Source organism: Thomasclavelia sp., from assembly GCF_047249845.1.
In the GTDB taxonomy this organism is placed as follows: domain Bacteria; phylum Bacillota_I; class Bacilli_A; order Erysipelotrichales; family Coprobacillaceae; genus Thomasclavelia.
Map to the genome: position 1 here is coordinate 1 of NZ_JBKTWO010000029.1, position 20,742 is coordinate 20,742.

Sequence of the window (20,742 nt, forward strand, 5' to 3'; positions counted from 1 at the left end):
CATTTTTTATATAATGAATAAATAATGTTTTTATAAAAATATTAAACGACACTAAAAATCTTTAGTGTCGTTTTTGTATTCTAAATATTAACTTATTTAATTTTTTTTCTATATAATAAACATTTTAATGAGACCTTCTTTTTCTTTAAATCTAATTCAATATCTTTTTTTCCAATTCTTTCAAAATCTCGATGCTCATAAAACTGATAAGTACATTGATCATCAGTAAATAAATAAACTTCTTTTCCTTTATTTCTTTTTTCAAATTCATTTAATAAATATGTTCCAATTCCCTTAACTTTAATATCTGGATTTGCTGCTAAAAACTTTATTTCTCCATCAGGTTTATTATTAACCATATAAATATCTAATAGTTCCTTATTTACTTTATCATATATTCCCACGCTATCTTTAAAAAAAGTTCTTTGTACCCATTCAAACATCTTAACATACAGTTTTTTCCAGAAATATCTATATAACTTATCCTCACCTTTTATATCTGCCAATAATACCCCTGCAAGTTCATCGTCTAAATATGCAGCTATTACTTGTGTTGCATTAGTAAGCTCTAAATACCAAAAATATCTACCGTATAAACTTAATTCCAGTTTATTATCCATATACATATCAAAATGCATTCCTTTAATAGCATATTGTATAACCTTTTTATAATCAGATTTATCTAATTTCTTAATCTCTATATTCAAAATATCACCTCTATAAATTATGATTTATTTGTAAGAATAATTATATCATTTAGAGATAAAGTTTCATATAAAAATATCTATCAGCTAATCAAAAAACACTTACATTAAATGTAAGTGTCAATAAAAATTAAATATATACTTATCGATAAGACGATTTTCTTTTTTCAATCTTGATAGCAGATACTATTAAAATTATAGAGATTGAAAGAATATAAAAGATTCCTAGGTATGGCAAAGTTGTATTACTTTCTAAACCATTTAATAATAACATAATTTGTTTTTGTGGAAAAACTTGAATAATAGTATTAAATATCTCATTATTAGTTACCTGCGCAAACCCACCTGATACTATTGTCCCAACAATTGCAAACATATTTCCAAACATCAAACTTTCTTCTAATGTTTTTGATAATACATTGATAAAAAGCCCAAATGATGTTGCAAAAAAGCATAACAACAACAATACTAATACAAATTGCCACAAAGCAATTGAAAGTACTATATCAAAAATAATAATAGCACCACATATAACAATTACCGCAGGTATAAATAAAAAACACAGAACAACAATAAAATGACTTAATAGATATTGATAACACTGCACTGACGTGCTTAAAATTCGTTTATTTATACCATTTCTTTCATCAAAATAATATTTATAGATTTGTCCTCCAAGAAGCAAAATTACCATCATTAAAAACCCTAAAATATTTGATGCACTGCCACGTTGATCATCTGTATCTGGTAAAGAATTCAATTGGCCACTTACAAGTAATTGAATCATTTGGTTATACTCTTCACCTTTGGTAGATAATACTGTTATATTTTGATTCTCTTGAGTTATAATTGCATCATACTGGTTTAATACCAATTGAGAAGTATTAGGAATACTATCTAAATGAATATATTCAATTTGATCATTTGGTGTAATATTAACATCTCCAACAACACCAATGTGTATGCCATAAGAAATACTATTTGTAAAATATACAGCTATTGTAATAACAATTGGTATTAAAACAAGATAGGTAATAAGAAAAGCTTTATTATGTTTGATTCGATATAATACTAATTTTATAAGTTTTATCATTTTTCTTCTCCTAAATATAATCTTCTGAACGGTAATTATGATGAACAACAGCTAATAAAAGCAAAGATAAAATTATAAGTCCTAGCATGATCCACCAGTAGTTATTGCTTTGACCATCATAAATTAATTGAAATATACAATCTACAGTCCATTTAATCGGAGAAAAACTAGCAATTTTTTCAAAAACAGCATCTAAGCTAGAAATTGGAAAAAAGATTCCTGATAAAAAACCTAATACTGACATCGAATTTGATAATATAATATTTGTTATATCCTCGCTATGAATAGTAACACATATTGCACTACTCAACATTGTTAAAAATAAAACAAAGTTAATTATTAAAAGAATTACATATCCTATCCTCTCACCACCAAAATTCACAAAAGAAATACCATTAAAAATAACAATATTTACTATTAAAGTTATAGCCATAAATAAAAAACAAGCTAATATTTTAGAACTATAAATATATATTTTCGATACTGGGCTATAAAAAATACGTGTATTTCCACTTCTAATATGTTTTTCTAAAAAAATATTGGCAGGAACAGTTGATCCCATCATAGCAATAAAAAATATCATTGTTACACCATAAAAATCATATGAATTAACTATCGCAGTATGATATAAATTTTCAAATAAAAAACCCATTAATAAAATAAGAATAGTAGGAAAAACAAGAAAGATACATAGTATACCAGGGCTAGAAATAAGATTATATAAATCATGTTTAAATAGTGTTAAAAATTTTATCATAATCAATCCCTTAGCTTCTTTCCAGTCAATCCTAAAAATACCATTTCTAGATTTCCTTCTTCTGTTTCCATCTTAGTAATATGACAATTATTTTGAACAAACAACAAAATAATTTTATCTAAAGCATCATTATTTTTAGATACTGTAATTTTAAAACTATCATTATCGATTTGAACATCTTCAACACCAATAATTGCAAGTAATTTATCTTTGATATCAGTTGAAAAATTATTTGCATAAATTGTATAGATTAGGGTATCTTTATACCTAGCTAAAAGCTCTTTTAAAGTTCCTTCAGCAATTTTAGTTCCCTTATCCATAATGACTATCCGGTCAGCTATCTCTTCTACTTCTTCCATATAATGAGTAGTATAAATAATAGTTGTTCCAGAATCTTTTAATTTTTTTAGTGATGATAGTATATGATTTCGTGATTGTGGATCAATTCCCACTGTTGGTTCATCTAATATTAATAATTTAGGGTGATGAGCAATTGCACAAGCAATATTTAACCTTCTTTTCATCCCTCCACTAAAGGTTTTTGGGGCATCATCTTTTTTATCTTCCAACCCAACAAAAGATAACGCCTCCATAACTCGTTGTTTTAATTCTATCTTTTTGATACCATATAGTGATGCAAAAAATGCTACATTTCGATAAGCTGAGATATCTTCATAAATAGCAATCTCTTGAGGAACAATTCCCAATTGCCCCTTTATTTCGTTAATGTGTGATTTTAAAGATAAGTCAAATATATTGATTTTTCCTGAATCACTTTTTAAAATCGTTGATAAAATACTAATCGTTGTACTTTTACCTGCTCCATTAGGCCCTAATAAACCCAGAATCTCTCCTTCATAAACATTAAAAGATAGATCATTAACTGCCTTATTTTCATGATAACTCTTATTTAAATGTATAACTTCTAAAATATTTTTCATCCTATTTCCTCCTTTCCCTAAATATATAGAAATTAGTTTGTTTGAGCTACAAACTTTACTTTACATTTAAGAAACTATTGGTTGCAAACACTAGTTGCCCTTATAAATAAGCCATAAAAAATCAATATTTATAAAAAAAGAATTGAATATTATAATTCAATTCAACAAATATGTTTTATTTATTAATAAAATATTTAAATTAATCCAATAAATTTAGGAATAAATATAACCAACCCTACTATCGCTGCTCCAAGCGCTAAAATGAGAACTCCCCCAGCCGCTGCATCTTTAGCAATTTTGGCTTTGGGATGGAACTCTGGCATTATCATATCAACAACCGCTTCAATTGCAGTATTAAACAGTTCACCAGCAATAACTAATGAAAATAATATAATACATATTTTCCATTCCAAAATATTTAATTTTAAAATAATTCCTGCAATAATAACCATAATCATTATTATTATATGAATTTTCATATTCATTTCCGACTTAAAAGTTGTTACAATTCCTTCAAAAGCATACTTAAAACTATTAATTCGCTTCTTTAATTCCTGTTTCAATTTATTACTCCCTTTCTGATATATACAAAATTCTACTAATTATTTAGATTGAAATCAATATTATTAATAATCTTAATTTATTTAAAAATCCTTTTATAGTATAAATATCATTTAATTTAAAAACAAGAAACGTACAAAAGAGTATGTTTCTTGTTACTATAACCATGCAATTTTAGGGATATATGTGTATCTGCTCAACATTTCATAAGCTTGAATAAGAATTAATTTTTCATTATCAATATTTTGATATATGCTAAGTAGTCTCTTTTTTACTTGACTATCATTACAATCATCATTGATGGCAAGCTTCATAAATTGACCTGGAAATAATAAACGAGCATATAAATAAATTAATTCATCAGTTGATAGATTTGTATAACTTATATATTCTTCCAATTCATTGATAGTAATCAAATTATTTTTATATCCTGTTGCTAAATCCTTAATTCTTGAAGCAACTACAAAGTTACTAGGACAGCATAAAACTTCATAACTATCATTCATATAAAAGTGTTCTATTCCTGCAGGTATTTCTTTAGATTTAATTTGATTTAAAATACTGATTGCACATTCTCCTAAGCCTTGATAATAGTATGATAAAACAACAAAATGTTCAAAATGACTGATTCTTGAAGCATAGTTACCAATTTTGCATTTTGCTTCATCAAGAATCTTACACCAGCTTTCTTTAATTTTTATTATTTCAACTGTTGATTGAATCGGTATCATTGATTGACGAATAAATGTATCCAAATGATAGTCTTCAATTTGATAAGTGTATAAAATATAATCCATAGTTACTGGTCGATTAAAACAATTATTAACAATTGTAAAACCTGCTAGATTAAGGCTATTCATATAATATGTGTAGTCATTAGTAAAATTATTTATTCTACAAATATAATAAAACTTTTCTTGATAAATAAAATAATCACTTTCCTGTTCTAAATAAATCTGATAAAAACGTTGTAATATTTCTAGTTTTGATACCAATTAGGCACCTCCCCTTCAATGATTTCAATAATTAGCGGATATTCATACGATTTATTAAATTCTTCATTATAAAATGGTAATAATACCATCATCTTTATTTTAATTGTTAAAGTCAACGAGACCATTACATGATTAACCCCATAACTCTTTATTTCCTTATTTACGGTGCATGTTATTGCAGATATAGTCTTATACCTAATTTTTATATTTGGCCCGACATTGGCTAAAAAAGGGTTATCTGTCAACATCCCTAATGGTACACTTGCTATAACACCACCATCTTTACTAATCTTTTCTAATTTACGCTGATAAAAAGAATTATCAGTTTTTTTATATGCACCTTCTTCTATTGATGAAAATAACTCATCTAATCCATTAACAATCTTAGCTCCAATTCCTGAAGCATAATTAGTATTAAAATTAATTGTTGAGATTTCATCTCCGTTACGATTGATTCTAATCAATTCCTGGTGATCCAATTCAACAGGTAATGGTGTATTATTAATCACCATTTGACAAAAACGATCAATTTCTTTATCTGCAATCTTTTTAAGCATTGGTGTAACATTCATACTTAAAAGTTGAATCATTACTGCTAAAATAACTAAAATAATAATTATTATATATCGTTTTTTCATCAAATCACCAATATATTATATTAAGTAGATCACTTAATTATGCTTTGATGAGATCATCTTATATAATTGAATAACAATGCTAGGTATAGTTGCAAAGACAAAAATCATTGCTAAATGACGTAAACTCAATTCACTAATTGAAAAAAAAGTATGAAAATTTGGTGAAATTAAAATCCAGGTCAATAACACTGTTCCAATAATAAAGGCAGCAATGCTATAAAAATTTAAAGGTATTTTATATAATGGTAAATTACTGCGGCAATTAAAACCATGTAGTAATCGTGCCAAGCATAATGTTCCAAAAGCCATAGATGAAGCTAATAACTCACTAGTTTTTAAACCAACAAAATAAGCTAACATTGTAAAAATACAAATAATCAAACCCTCAAATCCAATTTGTAATAATGTCTCTCTATTTAATAAAGAATCGTTCATTCCACGTGGTTTTTGCTTTAAAATTTCATCACTTCCTTGTTCCATACCGATTGCAATTGCTGGTAAGGAATCTGTAATTAAATTAATAAATAACAAATGCACTGGTAAAAAAGGTGTTGGTAAAATCAAAAATGATGTTATTAAAACACAAATTATTGCTGCTAAATTCCCAGATAATAAATAAATAATTGAATTTTTTATATTTGTATAAACATTTCGCCCTGTAATTATTGCTTGAACAATAGTAGCAAAATTATCATCCGTTAAAATCATACTAGATGCATCCTTTGATACCTCACTTCCCGTAATCCCCATTGCAACCCCAATATCACTCTGTTTTAACGCTGGTGCATCATTAACGCCATCTCCAGTCATCGCTACTATTTGTCCATAATCTTGCCATGCTTTAACTATTCTGATTTTATGCTCTGGCGCTACACGTGCATAAACACTTACTTTTGGCAATACATCGACAAGCTGTTGATCGTTCATTTTTTCCAGCTGAACACCTTCTAAACACAAATCACCTTCATGATAAATTCCAATTTTTTTAGCAATACTACGAGCAGTTACAACATGATCACCTGTTATCATAATTGGTTTAATTCCTGCAATAAGACAATTTTTTACTGCTTCCTTACTTTCTTTACGTGGAGGATCGACCAAGGATACTAAACCAACAAAAACTAAATCATTTTCATCTTTTACATCTAATGTATTACGATAAAATTCTTTATATGCTATACCAATAACCCGTAATCCATCACGAGCAAATTTCTCATTTTGGTGAAGAATTCTTTTTCTTTCGTATTCAGATAATATTTCTTTATAACCATCAACCAAAATTCGATTACAACGTTTTAAAAGGACATCAGGTGCACCTTTTGTATACAAGTGATTTCGCGAACTAATACTCATTAATTTTCGAGTTGAGTCAAATGGTAATTCTAATTGCCTCAAAGCATTTAATTTATAAGAATATTTTAGAGTATAGTCATGATATAAGTTTAATAATGCTAATTCTGTAGGATCACCAATTTGATGTTCTCCGTTTACAGTAGCATTATTACAAAGACTAAATGTTTTTAATAAGACATTATGGCTATATTCATGATGATCTAGATCATTTATTGAAATTACTTTTCTATTAGTATAAATATCAATTGCACTCATTTTATTTTGCGTTAAAGTACCTGTCTTATCAGAACAGATAACTGAAACACAACCTAAACTTTCTACTGCATTTAAGTTTTTAATAATTGCATTCTCTTTTGCCATCTTTTGAGTTGAAATTGATAAAACTATTGTAACAATTGATCCTAATGCTTCAGGTATTGCTGCTACAGCTAAAGCTACTGCAACCATCAACGAATCTAAAATATGTTCCTTAGCAATAAAAACACTCATTAACAAAACAATGATACAAATAGATATTATTCCAATTGATAACTTAACTGAAAATTCATCTAATGTCCGCTGCAACGGTGTTTTTCTTTGCTTAGTTTCATTCAACATTCCTGCAATTTTTCCTAATTCACTTTTCATCCCCACTGCAGTTACTATATATTGTCCAGTACCATTTGTTACTAAACTACCAGAAAAAACCATATTGCTCATATCACCAATAGTACATTTTTTATCAATCGGCAACAATTGTTTTTCGACACTATTTGATTCTCCAGTTAAAGCACTTTCATTTATTTGAAGATTTGTAGCCTCTTTTAACCTTCCATCTCCAGCTATAATATCTCCAGCCTCAATATTTACAATATCCCCAACAACTAGCTCATTAGAATTAATTTCTTGAACTTTGCCCTCTCGTATAACCTTTACTTTAGGCATTGAAAGTTTTTTTAAGCTATCAATAGACTTTTGAGCCTTTACTGTTTGAAAAGTTCCTAACAATGCATTTAAAGTAATTACAACTAAGATTACAAGCGTACTTTCAAATTCCCCACTAATTGCTGAAATAATCCCTGCTATAATTAAAATGATAACTAGTAAGTCTTTAAACTGATCAATAAATACCATTAATGTACTTTCATGCTTTTCTCCAATTATTTCATTTTTTCCAAATAACTGTTTATATTTATCTATTTGACTTTCATTTAATCCTTGACCAAATACTCCTAGTTCATTTTGAATATCTCTAAATGATTTTTGATAAGCTTCCATTTTATCCTCCTATCCATACTCATAGATAAACTATACAAAATAATCAATGAAAAAAATGTTAAAATATAAAAGTCAAAATAAAAAACCAAGTCTATTTACAGACTTGGTCTTAATATGTATGGAGTTATTGAGATTGCCATAAAGCTTTTAATACATGTTCACCATTTGTTGATACAATCGTATCCTCAGTAATAAATTCATTATTATACATCCACCCTAAAAATTGATATCCATCTTTAGTTGGTTGTGGTAACTCACCATAAACATCATCATAAGTAACCTCTTTATGTTCCATTAGTACATTACCACCATCATAATCAAAAATAATATTTATTTTAATCGGTTTCCATGATGCATATAATGTCATACTTTGCTCAACCTTTTGAGTCTTGGGATCCCATTCGTGTTTCAAATCTTGATCAAGATACCAGCCTTCAAAACTATACCCAGCTTTTAAAGGCTCATCAATTAAAATAGAATCACCATGTTTACATTCGATTGGGTTAAGATTTTCACCACCATTAGTATCTAAAGTAACTGTAAAATGACTATTAAGACTGAGAAAAATTACAACCCCAACTAAAATTACCATCAATGCAACAATTACATAATTCAATACCTTAACAGGGACATTAACCCCTCGGTACATTCCACCACCTGGTCCCCAATCTTTTTGCTTCTTTTTAATCTCTTGTTTTTCATCCATACTCTCACCAATTATTTTCTTACTAAATATTTACGCATGTCAACTGCACAAGCTACTAAGATAATTAAACCTTTAATAACATATTGCATATTAGCATCAATACTCAAGAAAGTCAATCCTACGAAGATGATACGTAGTAAAACAACTCCAATAATTACACCACGAATCTTACCAATACCACCAACAAAAGATACTCCACCAATAACGCAGGCTGCGATTGCATCTAATTCATAGTTTAACCCAGTTGCTGCACTATTTGAACCAATTCTAGCTGATTCAACAAACCCAGTTAAACCATACATAATCCCAGCTAAAACAAATACCATGATAATTGTTCTTGAAACATTTACCCCAGATACGTTAGCCGCTTCAGGATTAGATCCAACAGCAAACATATTTTTACCAAACTTTGTTTTATTCCAAATAAACCACATAATTACGGTAATTAAGATTGCATACCAAACGAAATTCGGAATACCTTTACCTCCGATACTAATTGCTGAGCCTGCAATAAAACCAGTATACCCAGCATCTAATCCAGAAATTGATTGTCCATTATTTGTACCAATCATCAAGTACATTAACAAAATACCATATACAATTAATTGTGTAGCTAAAGTTACAATAAATGGATGTAGACTAAATTTAGAAACACAGAATCCATTTACAAAACCTACAATAGCCCCTATTACTATTGCTAGCAATAAAACTACAAAAATAGGCATTGTATCAAGATCAGCAAACATTTTATTTGCATATCCAGATGCCTGTAAAAGTGAAGCAGAAACACAGGCTACTAAACCTACGATACGCCCTGCAGATAAGTCAGTTCCAGTTAAAATAATACATCCAGCAATCCCCAATGCAATTGGCAAGTTAGCTGCTGAAAGTGAAATAATGTTGATAATTGATGAACTAGATAAGAATTTAGGACTAATAATTTGAATCGCAATAATTGCAATAACCATGAAAATATATAAAGAGTTATTAATTAATAATTCTTTTAAAAATGTTTTTTTATCTTGGCTGTTTAATTGCTTAAAATCATTATATTGTCTAGTTACACCACTAAATATTTTTGCCATATAATAATTCTCCTTTATACATATTTTGCTGCAAGTGTCATAATTTCTTCTTGAGTAGCTGTTTTAGCATCTACTTCACCTGCAAGTCTTCCCCCAGACATTACAAGAATTCGATCGCAAACTCCTAATAATTCCGGCATTTCTGAAGATACCATGATTACTGATTTCCCCTTACTAGCTAAATCAATAATTAATTGGTAAATCTCATATTTAGCTCCAACGTCAATTCCACGTGTAGGCTCATCCAATAATAATACTTCAGGATTTGTTAATAACCAACGTCCTAAAATTACTTTTTGTTGATTACCACCTGACAAAGATCTTATTTTTGTGCTTTGTGAAGGTGTTTTGATACGCATTGCCCCAATTGACCATTGTGTATCTAATTTCATTTGTTTTTCACTTAAATAGAAATGATTTTTTACATAACTATCCAGATTTGAAATCGTTGTATTTTCTTTAATATCTAAGATTCCAAAAATACCAGTAGCTCTTCTTTCTTCTGTCAACAAAGCAAAACCGTTTTTAATTGCCTCTCGAGCAGATTTGTTTTTAATTACTCTGCCATCAATTTTAATCGTTCCCGATTTTTTTGTTGCAACTCCAAAGATTGTTTCGATAACTTCAGTACGTCCTGAACCATCTAATCCTGCAACTCCAACGATTTCACCTCGTTTAACATCAAACGAAATATCCCTAATATGATTATACATACCAGTAAGTTTATCAACTTCTAATACAGTTTCTCCAATCTCATTTGTTTTAGGTGGGAAACGATTAGTTAATTCACGCCCTACCATTAACTTAATGATCTTATCCATCGTTAATTCACTAGCAGGTTTAGTTGCAATCCATTGTCCATCACGCATGATAGTAACATCATCACTAATTCTTAAAATTTCTTCCATTTTATGAGAAATATATATAATTCCACAACCTCGATCACGTAACATATTTATAATCCTAAATAGATGTTCTACTTCCTGTTCATTTAACGATGAAGTAGGTTCATCTAAAACAATAATTTTAGAATTATACGAAACCGCTTTAGCAATCTCAACCATTTGACGATTAGAAACTGACATCGTACTCATAATTCTTTTTGGATCAACATCAATTCCTAAATCTTTAAATATTGCTTTTGTATCTTTATACATGATACTTTCTGATGTCATAATCTTAAATTTAGTAGGATATCTTCCCAACCAGATATTATCCATAACATTTCTTTTCAATGCCTGATTTAACTCTTGATGCACCATGGCAACTCCATGCTCTAGAGCATCCTTAGAATTTTTGAAGTTTACTTCTTCACCTTCCAAGAAAATTTGACCTGTATCTTTAACATACATTCCAAACAGACATTTCATCAAAGTAGATTTACCTGCTCCATTTTCACCCATTAGTGCATGAACAGTTCCACGTTTTACTGTTAATGAAACATTATCTAGTGCCTTTACTCCTGGGAATTCCTTACTAATGTTTTTCATTTCTAACAAAACATCACTCATAATTTCCCTCCTTTATTCATCCATAAAATTAAGTGGGGCATTGGATAATTAACCAAATGCCCAACTTTATTTTTTATTCTCCTAAATATTTACCATAAGCAATACGAATTTTATTAACTTTTTTATCTACTTTATAATCTTTTGTTCCATCCATTAAAGATTTGTCATCTAAAGCATTTTGAGCTAATAATGCTAATGCTTTTGCCATACCTTCAGCATCTTGTTTAATTGTTCCAGCCATTTTATTCTTTTTAATTAAGTCTTTAGCAGCATCAGTTGCATCTACTCCAAATACAGGAATTAATTTATCTCCTCCAGTATTATATCCAACTGAATTCAAGGCAGTAATAGCACCTTCAGCCATACCATCATTGTTACAAATAACTAATTCAATCATGTTATTATTACTGTCACTATGAGAAGCAAGAGCAGTAGTCATATATTCATTTGCTGCTTGAGCTGACCATTTACCTTGTTGATCAACTAAATATTTATCATTGTTTGAAGGATCATAGAAACTTAGTTCTGGTTTACCTGCAGCAACTAATTTTTTATTTGCATCTTCTACTGCATATTGAGTACGATAGATAGCTTCGTTATTTCCTTCTTCACCTTTAAACATGATATAAGAAATAGCACCATCTTTATTTAAATCAAAACTGTCATAATTAGCTAATAAATATTCACCAATCATTTCACCTTGTAAGTGACCAGCTTCAGCTGCATCAGTACCTACGAAAGCACATTTATCATAACTTTTAACAATTTTATCAGAAACTTCACGGTTGAAGAAAATTAATGGAATATTTTCTTTTTTAGCCATATCTACGATACCTTGAGCAGCATCATCAGAACCAGTATTTACAATGTTAACAACTAATGCTTTAGCACCTTTTGTAATTGCAGTCTGCACTTGTTCTGTTTGAGTTGTCTGATTTCCATTAGCATCATAATCTTGATACTTAACACCAGCATCATTTAATTGTTTCCCTAAAGCACTTCTTACACTTGAAATATAAGTGTCACTATAATTGTAGTAGAATACATGGACATCTCCATCTCCACCTTCTCCACCACCGCATCCAGTTAGTACAGTTGCCATGCATACTAACATTGTGCATGATAATAAAAACGATAATACTTTTTTCATTTTAAGTCCTCCTCTTTAATTTCGTTTTCACCTATATCTATTTTATTTCTTAGCCCATAATATTGTAATATAATATTTTATTTTTTATGGGTAAAAATCTACACCTAGTTAAGTAAATTATTATTAACATGATTAATTTGCGACATATTCCTTAATATTAATTAAAAATCTTCCTTTTATAGGAAGATTAGTCAAATGGAAAAACAATTTTTTGATTTCCTTTTTCAAACATATTCTCTTTATTAATTACTACTGTTTTTGTATAAATTCTTTCTTCACTGCTTTGATGTCGAGATAAATAATATGCTTGTTCAACACCCAAATAACCAATAGCAAAAGGATTTTGAACAATCAATGCATCAATAACTTCAGTTTCCAACATTTTAATTGAAACAGGATTATTGTCAAATCCAATAACTGAGACCTTATTTTCATATCCTAATTGTTCAATTGCATAGCCAACCCCTAAAGTGGTCCATTCATTAAACGTAACAATCACATTAATATTAGGATATTTCAATAAAATATCTTTTGTTGCCTGGATTGAAGAAGGTATATCAGACTGAACATTAATAGTTTCCAAAGATAATACTCGCTCATCTTTGCTTAGAACACTACGTAATCCTCGTTCTCGTTCCTGTCCATTGGCAGTATTTACATCAAAATTCACAATTCCAACATGATATACATTACCACTTAATTTTAAAACTGTATCCCCCGCCATTTTCCCAGCTTCATAATTATTAGTACTTATTCTAGTATGGATTTTTTTTGAATCAACATCACTGTCAATGATTACAACTTCAATTCCTGCTTCAATTGCATTTTCAACACTTATGACTAATTTACGATAATCAATAGCTGATAGTACGATTGCATCTACTTTATCATCAATTGCTTTTTCCATCATTTTTACTTGTGTTGCATAATCCTCTTCATTTTCCGGTCCATCAAAAGTAAGCTCAAGATTATATTCTTTACTAGCTGCATTAGCGCCAGAAAAAACAGATTTAAAAAACTGCGATGTTGTAGATTTAACAATAACTGCTACCTTTATTTTTTGATTTACTGAATTACAACCAGTTAGAGTAAGTATCATTGTAATTACAATAAAAATCTTTTTTATCTTTTTATACACTGTATCGATCCTCCATTACTGCAGGAATCTTAATTGTAATTATTGTTCCGACATCTAATTCGCTTTCAACAACAATACCATAATCATCACCAAAATATATTTTGATCCGGTCATTAACATTTTTAACCCCGATTCCCTTACTATCTGTTCGTTCTTTTTTCAAGATACTTTCAACTTGTTCCTCACTCATCCCAACACCATTATCTTTGATTTTAATAATAATATCATTATTAACCTTATGAACAGAAATTAAAATTTCTCCTTCATCAACCATTCTTGATATTCCATGATATAATGCATTTTCAATAATTGGCTGAATCGTTATTTTATTACATAGATATGGTAATACTTCATCATCGATATCAAAATGATAAGAGAATTGGTCTTTATAACGATAACTTTGAATAACTAAATAGTTTTTAGCATGTTGTATTTCTTTTTCAATCGAAATAAGTTCATACCCCTTAGAAATACTAATTCTAAACAATTGCGCTAATGCCCCAACCATAGTAATAGCATCTTCAGTTTTTTCTTCTTCACACATCCATTGAATAGAGTCTAATGTATTATATAAAAAGTGTGGATTGATTTGAGCCTGTAATGCTTTTAATTCTGTTTTACGTAAAGCTACTTCTTCTTTTTTTACCTTATCCATCAACTCTTGGATTTGGATAACCATATGTTCAAAAGAACTAGATAATTTATTAAACTCACTTGCTCCTCTTACAGGACTATATTTGAAATCAACAGCATTTTTTTCAAATGTACTCATGGCATCGACAAGAGATCGTACTGGTTTCGTTAATTTATTTGATAAAACAAATAAAACAATAATTGCAAACACCATTACAATTAATGCAATAATAATAATAATTTCAATTGCTGTTGTTGCCTTATCATCAACTAATTCATTGACATAACTAACACCAACAACACGCCAGTCAAACTTTGAAACATCTTTAACAGTATAAATTACTCCATTATTAATGGTATTACCTTCACGATAACTAATAACTTCATCTATTTTTTCTTTTTTTATATCTAAATAAATCAACTGTTGTAATGGATGATAAACTAAATCATCATTTTTATTAACAATAAAACAATAACCATGCTCTCCGATCCCTACATCATCAATATATCGAGCAATTGAAACAAAGCGAATATCCATTGCTACACAAACAAGTTTATCATGGCTAGTGGACCACTGTTTTTGACAAACAGTTACAACCCAAGGATATTCTCCTTCAAATAGATTTTGAACATGAGGCGAAGTAATTACATACTCACTATTACTATTAAATAATGTTTTATCAAAAGAAAGATTTTGATCAATATCTGTTTTTAATGGAGCATTACCTTGATAATCTAAAATGTTACCTTCCATATCATAGATAACAATTGAAACAATATCTTCATTAATATTTATCATAGTCTCCATATGTTCTTTAATATTAGAAGTATCTGTTGATTCATTAATAATTGATGTCATATTCTTCATTTTATTTACAATATCATTAGAGTAATTTTCAATTGTATTTAAAACCTGAGTAACTGACTGTTCAGAATTTGTTTGTGCTACTGATAATAAACTATTTTTTAAAACCTGTCTAAATGAAATTGTTAAAAAGAATACAACAATTATAATAACACTTACAATAAACAATAATAAATATATTGATATTGAAAGATCTTTTTTTTTACCTTTCATTACTACTCACCATATTTTGTTCTCTCATTTTATTAGGCGAAACTCCGTACTGCTTTTTAAAACAATAACTAAAATAATGTTGATCACTATAACCACATTTATAAGCAATTTCTAATACTTTAGCCGATGAATACAATACAAGATCTTTTGCCACCTCCATACGTTTATTAGTAAGTAAAGTAATAAATGTTTCCCCCATATTCTTTTTAACAAGTGAGCTTAAATAACTAATACTAACATGTAAACGATCACTAACAACCCCTAAAGATAATTCCTCATTTCCATATTCATTATTAATAATTTCCATTAGCTCATCACAAATTACTTCACTATTCATTTTCTTTTGTTTCTTTATAAGACTCTTTGATAATAGACAAAATTCTATTAGATCCATTCTTTTTTCATTAAAAGAATGTTTATTAAAAATACTTGATAACTCAGATGCTTTATTAAAGAATAGAGCAGAAGATTTAGCATCACAAACTGAATATACAAGCGCACAAGTTGATGAGATAATTCTAATCATCAACAAATCAATATCTGCCCGTGTAGCTCCTTGATCAATAAACATTACAAATATACTAGAAAGATAGAGTTCAATTTCATCAACACCACCTGATTTAATTAATTTCTCTATTTTACTAGCAATTTTATCTACATCCTCATAACAGATCATTGAAGTACGTTTTATATCCCCAATAAAATTTATATTTCTTTTCGAGCCTTGACCATATTCAACCGCACTCATTGCTTCACTATATAATAGATTTGTTTTCATTAATGAATCATTAATACTACTAAGCCCTATATAACAATCAGCACATAATATCCTTTCACTGCTTTGAACTATTTCATTAACAATGATATTAACATACTTTTCGATTTCCCAAGATTGTCCCGTAAGCAAAGTAATAATCTTTTTACCAGAGTAAAAGCTTCCAAACCGTAAGTACTTTTTAACAATTCCTTTTATCCCTGGCAAATGATTTCGACTCGTGATATTTTGTCCTCTTTTATCAAAGTAACGAATCACCATAACTAAATACTTGGTTTTTTCTTCTAAACTAGCTCGAACTTCTAATTGAACAGCTTCTTGATTAAGGCTACTTTCATGTTCCCTTTGTTTTTCATCAATAACAAAATCAGAATCAAGAACTAAAGGCATTAATAATCTTTCTACTAAGAGCTGTTGTTGATCAACCTCAAACGAGGAAACAAACGATTGATTGATGGCATCCATTTTCTCTTTTATATCAATTAATTCTTTTGTTAATTCCTTTGAGGATATTGGTTTTAATAGATATTTAATAATATTATATTTTATAGCTTGTTGAGCATAGCTAAAATCATCATATCCACTTAAAAAAGCAATTTGCATCGCAGGTCTAATTTCTCGTACTTTTCTAGCTAAATTTATTCCTGATATAAACGGCATTTTGATATCAGTCAATAAAAGATCAGGTTCCAAACGTTCTACTAACTCAAGAGCTTCTACTCCGTTTTCAGCTTCCCCAATCACCTCAAATCCAATTGTCTTCCAATCGATCCTTTTAATCATTGCCTGGCGTAAAGCTACCTCATCATCTGCAATTACTATTGTATACATCTATTCATCCCCCAATCTTATAAGCGTAGAATCCCTTTATAAATTGTAGCATACTTTTTTTCTATCAGGTAGGAATTTTATAAATAAATTTATTATTAAAAAAACAGCTAAAAACATAATCTAGTTTTTAACTGTTTATAAAATTATCTTTTCTTTAAAAAAGATTTAATCATTCCTACAAATATATCCCCAGAAATAAAATATGCATACCCGATGGCTAACACAATATCTAAGCCCCAAAGAATTGGATCCTTAGACCATGCTAGTAGTGAAATTATTATAATCACAATAATTGTTAAAACCGTTAAACGCTTATTTATTCTTAAACGATAATAATTTTTATTCAAATCAATAAATCGGTAACCAGCCAAAAATAAATTAGCAATCAAAGTTGAAATTACAGCTGCTTGAACACCAATTTTATTTATTAAAATCAAGTTGATCAAGATATTTATTCCAGCTGCCATTGTTGTTGTAATTGACATGTTTTTAGCACTTTTTACAGCCACATAGATACTTCCAAAAAATTGTGAAAAGCAATAAAAATAGGTAGCAATAATTAATGTTGGTGTATAATCAAAAGCGCTTGCTAATGACTTGTTACGACATAATATTTCAAAAATAATAGGTGAAGCAGCCAAAAGTAAAACAGTTCCAGCAGAGACTATGCAAAATAACATTTTAAACATATGATTATAATATTTTGCACTATCCGGATCATTTACACTTCTTGTCGCTGAATCAGTCCAAGCTAGATTAAATGCTGGATATAAAATATTAACAATTGATGGTATTTTATTTGCAAGTGCATATACTCCATTTGGACCAGCCCCTAAAAAAATCGAAATTATCCAGCGGTCTGATAACTGATTAATGTACCAAGATACAGTATTAGGAATAAATGGTAATGCATATTGTAGCATTCTAGAAGCATATTCTAATCTAAAATACTTTAAATTAAAATAACTAAATATATTACAAACAAACAATACATATATAAACCCTACTATATCAGCAACTGTTAAAGCAATTAACACTCCGATATACCCTGTTTTAAACCATAATAAACAAATTGCTACAACAATAAAATTAACAATAACAACTAATGCTGCTAAAATAGAATACTCTTTATACTTTGAAAAAGCTCTTAAAACAAATCTTGATGTCGTAGCTATAATTTCAATCCAAATATATCCAATAACTAAAAATTTATAACTACCATTAAATAAATCTATTGGAACAAAAAAACAAATAGTTCCAACAAGCAGCATTAATGTAAAAATCATTACATAGCCATTAGTAATAACACATTTTTGTTCTTTTGTACTTTTAGCATCAACTAAAAATCTAAATAACGCTTGTTCAAGCTGCAGTGTACATAAGGGAACAATAAACGAAAGAATCGTTGTTGTTACTAAATCTAATTGACCAAACTGAGCACCTGTTGTAGCTCCAGTAATAATTGGTGTGGTTAATAAGTTGATAATTCTTGGCAAAAAAGTTCCAATTGCCATAATCAATGTATTTTTAACTAGTGTTTTCTCTCTTGACATAATTTCACCCTACTTTATATTCACCATTATAGCAAACCTGAATCTATTTTTCATCAATTATTGTTTTTATTGGTAAATCATATGATTCAACAGGTAGATTTTTAACTTGTTGGAAAGCAAAAGCTAAACCAATTATACTACCATGATAATCTTTTAAATAGCGATCATAAAAACCTCCACCATAGCCTAATCGATTATTATTTCTATCATATGCTACTATTGGAACAATTAATAAATCAATCTTATTTTTATCTATAAGTCGATTATTATGGGGTTCTAAAATACCATAAGTTCCTAATTTTAGTTCTTCTAATGAATCAATTAAATAAAAATCCATTTCATGATGATTTGTTTTTGGAACAGATACTTTTTTTGTTTTAATAATTTCTTGAATTAGTGCAATTGTATCAACTTCGTTTTTAAATGATACATAAATTCCTAAAATTTTAGCATTAATAAAATCAGGATGTTGTTTTAATTTAGAAATAATAAGATTAGATTTAGTAATGTGTTCTTCACTACTTAAATCTAATCTTTTTTGAATCATTTTATTTCGTAATGTTACTTTATCCAATTCCCTGATCTCCAAAATCTAGTTTTATCAACTGATTTAACTCAACTGCATATTCCATTGGTAATTCACGCGCAAATGGTTCAATAAATCCCATAACGATCATCTCCATTGCTTCCTTTTTTGTTAGACCTCGAGACATTAAATAAAACAATTGTTCCTCTGAAACCTTTGATACTGTTGCTTCATGTTCAATAATTGACTCATCATTCATCATCCAGTTAACAGGTATCGTATCACTTGTAGAAATATCATCAAGAATTAAAGTATCACATTCAACTTTACTTTTAGCATTATATGCCTTTTTCCCATGTTGTACCATTCCTCGATAGTTAACTTTCCCACCTCTTCTTGATACTGATTTAGAAACAATACTACTAGAGGTATTAGGAGCCAGATGAATCATTTTTGAACCCGAATCCATAATTTGATTTTCGCCTGCTACAGCAATCGTAATACATGAACCTTTTGCTCCCTCTTCCATTAACATACAAGTAGGATATTTCATTGTTACAGCACTACCAATATTACCATCAACCCATTCCATCGATCCATTCCTAAATACTTTTGCTCTTTGGGTAACAAGATTTAAAATATTATTTGACCAGTTTTGAATCGTTGTATAGCGACATTTCGCTCCTTCTTTAACAATAATCTCAACAACTCCAGCATGTAAAGAATCTTTTGAATAACTTGGTGCTGTACATCCTTCAACATAATGAATATCAGCTCCTTTATCTACAATAATCAATGTTCTTTCAAACTGAGCCATTTGTTCTGAATTTATTCTAAAATAAGACTGTAAAGGTTTTTCCAGTTTTACTCCTGGAGGGACATAGATAAATGATCCCCCTGACCAAACTGCACCGTTTAAAGCTGAAAACTTATTATCATTATAAGGTATAACTGTATCAAAATATTCTCTAAATAATTCAGGATATTCTCTTAAACCACTATCAATATCTAAAAAAATTACTCCCTTTTCATTAACTTCCTTCAACATATTATGATAAACAACTTCTGATTCATATTGGGTACTAACCCCTGATAAATATTTCTGCTCTGCTTCAGGAATACCCAATTTATTAAATGTCTCTTTAATTGTTTCAGGTACTTCTTCCCATTTATTAGTTTGTTTATCACTTGGGCGAATATAATAAGTATACTCATCAAAATCTACACGACCTAAGTCTACACCCCATGTTGGCATAGGCTTATCCACAAAACAACGATAAGCTTTTAAACGATATTCCAACATCCATTCAGGCTCATTTTTAATTTTTGATATCTCAGTAACTATTTCTTCATTAATCCCTTTAGGGGTCTTAAAAACTGAGACATCTCCATCATTAAATCCATAAGCATATTCTTGATCAGGAATTTCATTTTTTATATCAGACATATATTTCCTC

18 protein-coding genes are annotated in these 20,742 nt (G+C 29.0%); all 18 read right to left on the minus strand.

The features are described from left to right. Positions 1 to 92 precede the first annotated feature (92 nt). The 18 genes from ACLR9T_RS08540 to sufB all read right to left on the minus strand — a co-directional run bounded on the left by ACLR9T_RS08540 (position 93) and on the right by sufB (position 20,732). Positions 93 to 707 carry a GNAT family N-acetyltransferase gene (locus tag ACLR9T_RS08540; protein ID WP_413109122.1) on the minus strand — a complete coding sequence of 205 codons (615 nt, stop codon included), beginning with the start codon at positions 705 to 707 and terminating at the stop codon, positions 93 to 95. Positions 708 to 846: 139 nt separating this feature from the next. Then, positions 847 to 1,797, minus strand: a complete 951-nt coding sequence (locus ACLR9T_RS08545; protein WP_413109123.1) for an ABC transporter permease — start codon at positions 1,795 to 1,797, stop codon at positions 847 to 849. A gap of 10 nt (positions 1,798 to 1,807) precedes the next feature. Next, a complete protein-coding gene (locus ACLR9T_RS08550) occupies positions 1,808 to 2,554 on the minus strand; it encodes an ABC transporter permease (protein ID WP_413109124.1) in 747 nt (248 codons plus the stop codon). Between the two features lie 2 nt (positions 2,555 to 2,556). Beyond that, on the minus strand, positions 2,557 to 3,495 hold the full coding sequence (locus tag ACLR9T_RS08555) for an ATP-binding cassette domain-containing protein (RefSeq protein ID WP_413109125.1): 939 nt from the start codon (positions 3,493 to 3,495) through the stop codon (positions 2,557 to 2,559). A gap of 194 nt (positions 3,496 to 3,689) precedes the next feature. After that, positions 3,690 to 4,058, minus strand: a complete 369-nt coding sequence (locus tag ACLR9T_RS08560) for a diacylglycerol kinase family protein (RefSeq protein ID WP_413109126.1) — start codon at positions 4,056 to 4,058, stop codon at positions 3,690 to 3,692. Between the two features lie 156 nt (positions 4,059 to 4,214). Continuing rightward, a complete protein-coding gene (locus ACLR9T_RS08565; protein ID WP_413109127.1) occupies positions 4,215 to 5,051 on the minus strand; it encodes a hypothetical protein in 837 nt (278 codons plus the stop codon). Continuing rightward, positions 5,036 to 5,689, minus strand: coding sequence for a sporulation protein YunB (gene yunB, locus ACLR9T_RS08570; RefSeq protein WP_413109128.1), 654 nt, complete (start codon positions 5,687 to 5,689; stop codon positions 5,036 to 5,038). Before yunB ends, ACLR9T_RS08565 begins: the two co-directional genes overlap by 16 nt. Positions 5,690 to 5,722: 33 nt before the next feature. Then, the gene (locus ACLR9T_RS08575) at positions 5,723 to 8,299 is read right to left on the minus strand and encodes a cation-translocating P-type ATPase (RefSeq protein ID WP_413109129.1); all 2,577 of its coding nucleotides are present in this window, start codon (positions 8,297 to 8,299) and stop codon (positions 5,723 to 5,725) included. A 124-nt stretch (positions 8,300 to 8,423) separates the two neighbouring features. Further along, positions 8,424 to 9,005: an InlB B-repeat-containing protein gene (locus tag ACLR9T_RS08580; protein ID WP_413109130.1), complete on the minus strand. Its 582-nt coding sequence runs from the start codon at positions 9,003 to 9,005 to the stop codon at positions 8,424 to 8,426. Between the two features lie 11 nt (positions 9,006 to 9,016). After that, positions 9,017 to 10,090, minus strand: a complete 1,074-nt coding sequence (locus tag ACLR9T_RS08585; RefSeq protein ID WP_413109131.1) for a galactose/methyl galactoside ABC transporter permease MglC — start codon at positions 10,088 to 10,090, stop codon at positions 9,017 to 9,019. 14 nt (positions 10,091 to 10,104) lie between these two features. Beyond that, entirely contained in the window at positions 10,105 to 11,601 is a 1,497-nt protein-coding gene (locus ACLR9T_RS08590) for a sugar ABC transporter ATP-binding protein (protein ID WP_413109132.1), read from the minus strand. 73 nt (positions 11,602 to 11,674) lie between these two features. Next, positions 11,675 to 12,751 carry a galactose ABC transporter substrate-binding protein gene (locus tag ACLR9T_RS08595; RefSeq protein ID WP_413109133.1) on the minus strand — a complete coding sequence of 359 codons (1,077 nt, stop codon included), beginning with the start codon at positions 12,749 to 12,751 and terminating at the stop codon, positions 11,675 to 11,677. A gap of 187 nt (positions 12,752 to 12,938) precedes the next feature. After that, entirely contained in the window at positions 12,939 to 13,889 is a 951-nt protein-coding gene (locus ACLR9T_RS08600; protein ID WP_413109134.1) for a substrate-binding domain-containing protein, read from the minus strand. Next, positions 13,882 to 15,600, minus strand: a complete 1,719-nt coding sequence (locus ACLR9T_RS08605; RefSeq protein ID WP_413109135.1) for a cache domain-containing sensor histidine kinase — start codon at positions 15,598 to 15,600, stop codon at positions 13,882 to 13,884. Before ACLR9T_RS08605 ends, ACLR9T_RS08600 begins: the two co-directional genes overlap by 8 nt. Continuing rightward, positions 15,590 to 17,206: a response regulator transcription factor gene (locus ACLR9T_RS08610; RefSeq protein ID WP_413109136.1), complete on the minus strand. Its 1,617-nt coding sequence runs from the start codon at positions 17,204 to 17,206 to the stop codon at positions 15,590 to 15,592. The genes ACLR9T_RS08605 and ACLR9T_RS08610 overlap by 11 nt, the downstream gene beginning before the upstream one ends. A 143-nt stretch (positions 17,207 to 17,349) precedes the next feature. After that, complete coding sequence (locus ACLR9T_RS08615) at positions 17,350 to 18,759, minus strand: lipopolysaccharide biosynthesis protein (protein WP_413109137.1); 1,410 nt, start codon at positions 18,757 to 18,759, stop codon at positions 17,350 to 17,352. A 43-nt stretch (positions 18,760 to 18,802) separates the two neighbouring features. Beyond that, positions 18,803 to 19,333: a 5-formyltetrahydrofolate cyclo-ligase gene (locus tag ACLR9T_RS08620; protein ID WP_413109138.1), complete on the minus strand. Its 531-nt coding sequence runs from the start codon at positions 19,331 to 19,333 to the stop codon at positions 18,803 to 18,805. Further along, positions 19,326 to 20,732, minus strand: a complete 1,407-nt coding sequence (sufB, locus tag ACLR9T_RS08625) for a Fe-S cluster assembly protein SufB (protein ID WP_413109139.1) — start codon at positions 20,730 to 20,732, stop codon at positions 19,326 to 19,328. The genes ACLR9T_RS08620 and sufB overlap by 8 nt, the downstream gene beginning before the upstream one ends. Positions 20,733 to 20,742: the final 10 nt, after the last annotated feature.